This is a genomic window from Streptomyces sp. NPDC058525, from assembly GCF_042719495.1.
Lineage (GTDB): Bacteria > Actinomycetota > Actinomycetes > Streptomycetales > Streptomycetaceae > Streptomyces.
This window is the reverse complement of the sequence record NZ_JBHXNP010000183.1, coordinates 1-7,314: the sequence shown is the minus strand read 5'-3', so window position 1 is coordinate 7,314 and position 7,314 is coordinate 1. Positions and strand designations below refer to the sequence as shown.

7 protein-coding genes are annotated in these 7,314 nt (G+C 72.6%); 5 read left to right on the top strand and 2 right to left on the bottom strand.

Annotated features, from left to right (window positions below):
* Nucleotides 1-176: 176 nt before the first annotated feature.
* The 4 genes from ACFWP3_RS41130 to ACFWP3_RS41115 all read left to right on the top strand — a co-directional run bounded on the left by ACFWP3_RS41130 (nt 177) and on the right by ACFWP3_RS41115 (nt 3,721).
* Nucleotides 177-362 carry a Trm112 family protein gene (locus tag ACFWP3_RS41130; RefSeq protein WP_037797711.1) on the top strand — a complete coding sequence of 62 codons (186 nt, stop codon included), beginning with the start codon at nt 177-179 and terminating at the stop codon, nt 360-362.
* A gap of 32 nt (nt 363-394) precedes the next feature.
* Nucleotides 395-1,528 carry an SIS domain-containing protein gene (locus ACFWP3_RS41125; RefSeq protein ID WP_384231953.1) on the top strand — a complete coding sequence of 378 codons (1,134 nt, stop codon included), beginning with the start codon at nt 395-397 and terminating at the stop codon, nt 1,526-1,528.
* Nucleotides 1,529-1,567: 39 nt separating this feature from the next.
* Complete coding sequence (gene manA, locus ACFWP3_RS41120) at nt 1,568-2,725, top strand: mannose-6-phosphate isomerase, class I (protein WP_384231951.1); 1,158 nt, start codon at nt 1,568-1,570, stop codon at nt 2,723-2,725.
* Between the two features lie 72 nt (nt 2,726-2,797).
* Entirely contained in the window at nt 2,798-3,721 is a 924-nt protein-coding gene (locus tag ACFWP3_RS41115; RefSeq protein ID WP_384231948.1) for a cation diffusion facilitator family transporter, read from the top strand.
* 84 nt (nt 3,722-3,805) lie between these two features.
* On the opposite strand, the gene lepB is transcribed toward ACFWP3_RS41115, so the two are convergent.
* The gene (gene lepB / locus ACFWP3_RS41110; protein ID WP_384231947.1) at nt 3,806-4,525 is read right to left on the bottom strand and encodes a signal peptidase I; all 720 of its coding nucleotides are present in this window, start codon (nt 4,523-4,525) and stop codon (nt 3,806-3,808) included.
* A gap of 115 nt (nt 4,526-4,640) precedes the next feature.
* Entirely contained in the window at nt 4,641-6,782 is a 2,142-nt protein-coding gene (locus ACFWP3_RS41105) for a fructose-specific PTS transporter subunit EIIC (RefSeq protein WP_384231945.1), read from the bottom strand.
* Nucleotides 6,783-7,149: 367 nt separating this feature from the next.
* On the opposite strand from ACFWP3_RS41105, the gene ACFWP3_RS41100 reads away from it, so the two are divergent.
* The coding region (locus ACFWP3_RS41100) for an adenosylhomocysteinase (protein WP_384231956.1) at nt 7,150-7,314 on the top strand (165 nt) is incomplete at its 3' end.

The window sequence follows — 7,314 nt, the reverse complement described above, 5'->3', positions numbered from 1 at the left end:
CGCCGGCGTTTGAGGCGTGGGGGTCCCCCCGGACGGAGTCTGGGGGAGGGTCCGGGGCGGAGCCCCGGCAGCGGCGCCGCACCCGAACCCCGTCAGGCCGCACCGCAGGTGACTCGGCGGTACGCTGACCTCGCCGCACCGCAGAACCATCCGCATCCCCGAAGGGAACCCGCCCCATGCCGCTCGAAGCCGGTCTTCTGGAGATCCTCGCCTGCCCCGCCTGCCACTCGCCCCTCGAGGACAAGTCGGCCGACGAGACGGCTCCCGAGCTGATCTGCACCGGCCAGGACTGCGGCCTCGCCTACCCGGTCCGTGACGGTATCCCGGTCCTCCTCGTGGACGAGGCCCGCCGCCCCGCCTGACCCCACACGCGCCGACACCGCCGGAGGCCGCCATGCTCGACGAGTCGCTCCTCGACGCACCGGACGATCTCGCCCGCGCCGACCGGCGGGGCCTGCTACGAGGTGCCGCGGAAGCCGGGGCCAGGGTCCGCACCGCGGCCCGGCACGCGGCCGAAGCCGGCCTCGCCGACCTGCGGCCCGACGGCCGCCCCCGCGCCGTCCTGATCGCCGGCGCCGGAACCGCCGCCACCGGAGTCGCCGACCTGCTCGGCGCCCTCGCCGGAGCCTCCGCGCCCGTCATCCGCCTGGACCCCACCGGCGTCGCGCACGCCTCCGGCGCCCTGCGCTGGGCCCTGCCCGGCTGGGCCGGCTCCGTGGACCTGCTGCTCATCGCCACCACCGACGGCACCGAGCCGGGCCTCGGCGTCCTCGCCGAGCAGGCCTACCGGCGCGGCTGCAACGTCGTCGCCGTCGCCCCCGAGCGCTCACCGCTGAGCGAGGCCGTGGACGGCGCGCACGGCCTCCTCGTACCGATGGCCAAGGCCCCGTACCAGGAGTACGACGAGTCCGCCGCGGCCGGACCCGGCGCCCTGTGGGCCCTGCTGACCCCGCTGCTGGTGCTCCTCGACAAGGTCGGCCTGGTCAGCGCCGCCCCCAGCGCCCTCCAGCTCGTCGCCGACCGGCTCGACCGCACCGCCGAGCGCTGCGGCCCCGCCATCGCCACCTACTCCAACCCGGCCAAGACCCTCGCCTCCGAGCTCGCCGACTCCCTCCCGCTCATCTGGAGCGAGGGCGCCGGCGCCGGCCCCGCGGGCCGCCGCTTCGCCGCCACCCTCGCCGAGCTCGCCGGCCGGCCCGCCCTGGCCGCGGCCCTCCCCGAGGCACTGCCCTCGCACGGCGTGCTGCTCGCCGGCTCCTTCGCCGCCGGGGCCGATCCCGAAGACTTCTTCCGTGACCGGGTCGAAGAGCCCCAGGCTCTCCGCGCCCGCATCGTCCTGCTGCGTGACCGGCCGGCCGGCGGGCTTTCCGCCGCCCCTGCCGCACGCGAGCTCGCCCTCAGCCACGACACGGCCATCAGCGAGCTCGAACCGGAGGAGGGGGTGGAGCTGGAGCAGCTCGCCGAACTCCTCGCCGTCACGGATTTCGCCACCGCCTACCTGGCGTTGGCTTCCGGGGGACACAGCTGAGGTACACGTCCGTGCCCGGCTCTATCCAGGAAGACGACGATGGACCGCCTGACGAACACGATCCGCCCCTACGCCTGGGGATCGACCACCGCCATCCCCCACCTGCTCGGCGTCGAGCCCACCGGTGAGCCCCAGGCCGAGCTGTGGATGGGCGCCCACCCGGGCGCACCGTCCCGCATCGACCGCGGCGCCGGTGAAGAGGCCCTCTCGGACGTCATCGCCGCCGACCCCGAGGGCGAACTCGGCGCCGCCACCGTCGCCAAGTTCGGCCCCCGGCTGCCCTTCCTCCTCAAGGTCCTCGCCGCCGGTGCCCCCCTCTCCCTCCAGGTCCACCCCGACCTCGCCCAGGCCAAGGCGGGCTTCGAGGACGAGGAGCGGCGCGGCATCCCGATCGACGCGGGCGACCGCAACTACAAGGACCCCAACCACAAGCCCGAGATGCTCTGCGCGCTCACCCCGTTCGAGGGGCTGTGCGGCTTCCGTCCCCCGCTGCACTCCGCCGACCTGCTCGAAGGCCTCGGAGTCGGCTCCCTCAAGCCGTACGCCGACCTGCTGCGCGCCCATCCCGAGGACGCCGCGCTGCGCGAGGTGCTCACCGCCGTACTGACCGCCGACCGCGAGGAGATGGCCCGTACCGTCGCCGAGACCGCGGCCGCCGCCGAGCGCCTGGGCGGCCCGTACGCCCCGTACGCCCACCTCGTCCACGACTACCCCGGCGACCCGGGCGTCATCGCGGCCATGCTCCTCAACCACTTCCGACTCCAGCCCGGCGAGGCGGTGTTCCTCGGCGCGGGCGTCCCGCACGCCTACGTCGACGGCCTCGGCGTGGAGCTGCTCGCCAACTCCGACAACGTGCTGCGCGCCGGGCTCACCCCCAAACACGTGGACGTGCCGGAGCTGCTGAAGATCGTGAGGTTCGAGTCCGGAGACCCGAAGGTGCTGCGCCCCGAAGGCGACGGCGAGGAGGTCTACGAGACCCCCATCGAGGAGTTCCGGCTCTCCCGCTTCCTCCTCGCGCCCGGCGCGGCCTCCCGCGTGCTCCCCGAGGACACGGCGCAGATCCTGCTCTGCACGGCCGGTTCGCCCCGCGTGGGGGAACTGCCCCTGGCCCCGGGCGAGTCGGTGTTCGTACGGGCGGGGGAAAAGGCCGAACTGTCCGGAACGGGAACCGTCTTCCGGGCCGCCGCGGTGGTCTGACGCGGCGTCCGGCGCGGTAGCTGCAACAATGTGCGGCCGGTAGTCAGTGGCTAGGAAGGACACCCTGCACCCATGAGCGCGTCGGGCGGTACCAAGGCGATCGTGGCGGCACTCGCCGCCAACCTCGCCATCGCTGTAGCCAAATTCGTGGCGTTCCTCTTCAGCGGCTCCTCGTCGATGCTCGCGGAAAGCGTCCACTCGCTGGCGGACTCCGGGAACCAGGGGCTGCTGCTCCTCGGCGGGAAGAGGGCCAAGCGCGAGGCGACACCGCAGCACCCCTTCGGGTACGGGCGAGAGCGCTACATCTACGCGTTCCTCGTCTCGATCGTGCTGTTCACCGTCGGTGGCATGTTCGCCATCTACGAGGGCATCGAGAAGATCAACCATCCGCACGCGATCGAGGCCTGGTACTGGCCGGTCGGCGTCCTCGTCTTCGCGATCATCGCGGAGACCTTCTCCTTCCGCACCGCGATCAAGGAGTCGAACGAGGTCCGCGGGAAGCAGACGTGGAGCCAGTTCATCAAGCGGGCCAAGGCCCCCGAGCTGCCCGTGGTGCTCCTCGAGGACCTCGGCGCGCTCGTCGGCCTGGTCCTCGCCCTCGGCGGCGTCGGCATCGCCCTGCTGACCGGCAACGGCGTCTGGGACGGCATCGGCACCCTGTGCATCGGCGTCCTGCTCATCGTCATCGCCATCGTCCTGGCCGCGGAGACCAAGTCCCTGCTGCTCGGCGAGGCCGCGGGCACCGACGAGGTCGAGAAGATCAACGCGGCGCTCGTCGACGGGGTCGTCGTCACCCGGGTGATCCACATGCGGACCCTGCACCTCGGCCCCGAGGAGCTGCTGGTCGCCGCCAAGATCGCCGTCGAGGGCCACGACACCGCGACGCAGGTGGCGGAGGCGATCAACGCCGCCGAGGCCCGCATCCGCGAAGCCGTCCCGATCGCCCGGGTGATCTACCTGGAGCCGGACATCTACCGCCTGGACACCGCCAAGTAGTCCCCAGGCGTACGGCGAAGGCCCCCGCGAGCCCCACGGCCCGCGGGGGCCTTCGCCGTACCTCGCCCCCCCCGTAGCGTCCCCTCAGGCCCCCGGCGGCGGCACCTGACCCGCGTACGCCGGCTGCTGCGCCGCTGCCGCTGCCGCCGCTGCTGCCGCTCCCGCGCGGCGCCGCAGCCGCAGCGCGGCGAAGCCGGACACCGCTCCGGCGGCCAGCACGGCGGCCCCGGCGAACACCGCCGTCCGGAAGCCGACGACCAGCGGATGGCCCGTGCCGATGACCGTGCCCTTCACGGCCGACACGGGCGCGGTCCCGCCCTCCGTCTTCTCGAACCGGTAGCGGGAGTCGGCGGAGTTGCCGCGGGCGTCGCCCAGCAGGAACAGCCGGCCCTCGGGCACCGTCACGTCGAACGCGAAGGGCGAGCCCGCCACCGGGTCGCCGTCCAGGACGTACGGCTCCTCCAGCGGCTTCCCGTTCAAGGTCAGCGTCCGGTCCCCGCGCTGGTAGGCGATGCGGTCGCCGCCCACCGCGACGACCCGTTCCAGGAACAGTCCCCGCTCACCCCAGACCGAGGAGTCGAAGAGCACCACGTCGCCGCGCTCCACCCCGGGGGCCAGCATGTTGACCACGATCGACCCGCCCGTCGTGTAGGTCGGCTTCATGCTGTCCGACACCACGACCCGCGTCGGCGTGAAGAGGTACCCGCCCACACCCCCGGTACAGCTCACGGCCCCGCCCAGCACCAGCAGCACCACCGATGCCACCCCGAGCCGCTGTCCCGGCGCCCGGCCCTGCGTTCCCACGATCCCGCCCCGCTCTCCTCGATGCGATGTGCGGGCGAACTGTACGGCTCGCCGCCGCCGGGAACGCCGACGGGGTCCCGCACCAGGTGCGGGACCCCGTCGGGCGGAGCTTCGGCTACTGGATCTCGCGCAGCACATCCAGGATCGCGGGCTCGTCCGGGGCGCTCTGCAGCCGCTCGCGGAACCCGCCGTCCATCAGCTTGCGCGACAGCAGGGCCAGGATCCGCAGGTGCTCGTCACCGGCCGCGGCCTCCGGCACCGAGATCATGAAGATCAGCCGGGCCTTCGTCCCGTCCAGCGCGCCCCACTCGATGCCCTCGCCGGACCGGGCGAAGCCGACCGTGGGCCGGGTCACCGCGTCCGTCTTGGCGTGCGGGATCGCGATCGACTCGCCGAGACCGGTCGTACCCTGCGCCTCCCGGGCGAGGGCGACCCGTACGAGCTCGTCCACGTCCCGGACGTTGCCGGTGGAGGCCAGCATCTCCGCCATCTCGCGGATCGCCGCCTCCTTGGAGCCGGCGGCCAGCTCCGTCTTCACCGTCTGCCCGGTCAGGTACCCGGAGAGCACCTCGGGCTGCCCGGCGGCCGGGGCGGCGGCTGCGGCCGGAGCCGCGGCCGGAGCCGGAGCAGGGGCCGGGGCCTGCGCCCGGGCGGCGGCCGCGCCGGCGCCCGAAGCGGAACCCGCACCGGCGGCGGCGACACCGGCGCCCGCGCCCACACCCACACCGGCCAGGACCGGCTCGGGGGCGAGCACCCGCGGCGCGTTCCGGCCGTCCCGGCGCTGCTTGATCTCGATCAGCGCGTTCGTGGTGAGCGCGGTGACGACCGTGCCCGCCGCGATCGCGACGAAGAACATCGCGACCCCGCTGACGGCGCCGAAGGCCGCGACGATCGGACCGCCGTGCGGCACCGAGTCCTCGACCCCCGACAGGCCCGCGAGGGCGCCGGCCACCGCGCCGCCGAGCATGTTCGCGGGAATGACCTGCGCAGGCCGCGCGGCGGCGAACGGAATGGCGCCCTCGGAGATGCCGAAGAAGCCCATGAACAGCGCGGCGATGCCCGTCTCCCGCTCCTGGTCGGAGTAGAGCTTGCGGCGCAGCAGCGTCGCCAGGCCCTGGCCGAGCGGCATCACCGGGATCGCGGCGGCGGCCATGCCCATGACCGCGTTGTTGGTGCCGATCAGGCCGACCGCGACCAGGAAGGCCGTCTTGTTGACCGGGCCGCCCATGTCGAAGGCGATCATCAGGCCGATCAGCGCGCCGAGCACGATCGCGCTGGAACCGGTCATCCCGTTCAGCCAGTTGGTCAGGTGCGTGAACACCCAGGAGATGGGCTGACCGATCACGTAGATGTAGAACAGGCCGAGCGCGACCGTAGACACGATCGGGATCACGATGATCGGCATGATCGGCTGGACGAACTTGGGAACCTTGACCTTCTTGATCCAGACGACCAGATAGCCCGCCAGGAAACCGGTCGCGATCGCTCCCAGGAAGCCCGCGTTGGCCTCGGCCCCGTAGATGTTCACGGCGTCGGCGGCGAGGAAGCCGCCGATCATGCCGGGCACGAGGGCCGGCCGGTCACCGAGCGCGTAGGCGATGTAGCCGGAGAAGATCGGCAGCATCAGCTTGAAGCCGAGGCCGCCCAGCGCGTTGACGTAGAACCAGAACGAGTCCTTGTCGAACGCGATGCCCTCGGGGGTGGAATGCCCGCCGAGCGCGATCGAGACGGCCAGCAGCAGACCGCCCACGACCACGAACGGGATCATGTGCGAGACGCCGTTCATCAGCGCCTTGTACGCCGCCCCGCGCTCCCGGCCGCCGCCCCCGGCCCCGCTCCCGCCGCCGTCCGCACCCGCGGCCGAACCGGCCTGCACCGGCGCGCTCTGCACGCGCTCGATCAGCTCCTCCGGCTTGTGGATGCCGTCCGCGACACCGGTGGACAGGACGCGCTTGCCCGCGAAGCGCTCGCGGTCGACCTCCTTGTCGGCGGCGATGATGATGCCGTCCGCCTCTCTGACATCGTTGTCAGAGAGCACGTTCTCGGCCCCGATGGAGCCCTGCGTCTCCACCTTCATGTCGACGCCGAGGCGGTCGGCGGCCTGCTGGAGCTTCTCCGCGGCCATGTACGTGTGTGCGATCCCGGTGGGACACGCGGTGACGGCGAGCAGCTTCAGGCGCTTCTGCCCCGCCCCGGACCTCGGCTGGGAGGTGCCCCCAGCGCCCCCGCTTGCGGGAGGGTCTGCCGGACTGGTCACTGAAATCTCCTAACGCCGTGGGGCCACCTGCGGGATCGCGCGAGCGAGCACGTGTTCCGATCCACCGGCATCCTTCCGCAGGTAAGGGATGGATCAAAAGTCCGAAAGGCCCTGAACCTGTCCGCCAGAGGGCCCGAACCCAAGCCACGACTTGTCCCCCGCCAACTGGGGGAGGCTGGGCCGATCGGTGTAGATTCGTCATCAGTGTCAGGCGTCGCTGCTGATGGCGGTCGGGCGGTCCTTCGTGACCGGCCGAGGGGAGAGAGGGCCCCCGACGGACTGTGCTCGGTGCGCCGCTTCCTGCTCACGCACGGCAGGCGCACGGCTCAGCCGTACCCACCCTCTCGAACCATGAGGAGCAGCACCCATGGACTTCAAGGTCGCAGACCTTTCCCTCGCCGCCTTCGGCCGCAAGGAGATCACGCTGGCCGAGCACGAGATGCCGGGCCTGATGTCGATCCGCGCCGAGTACGCGGAGGCCCAGCCGCTGGCCGGCGCCCGCATCACCGGCTCCCTGCACATGACCGTGCAG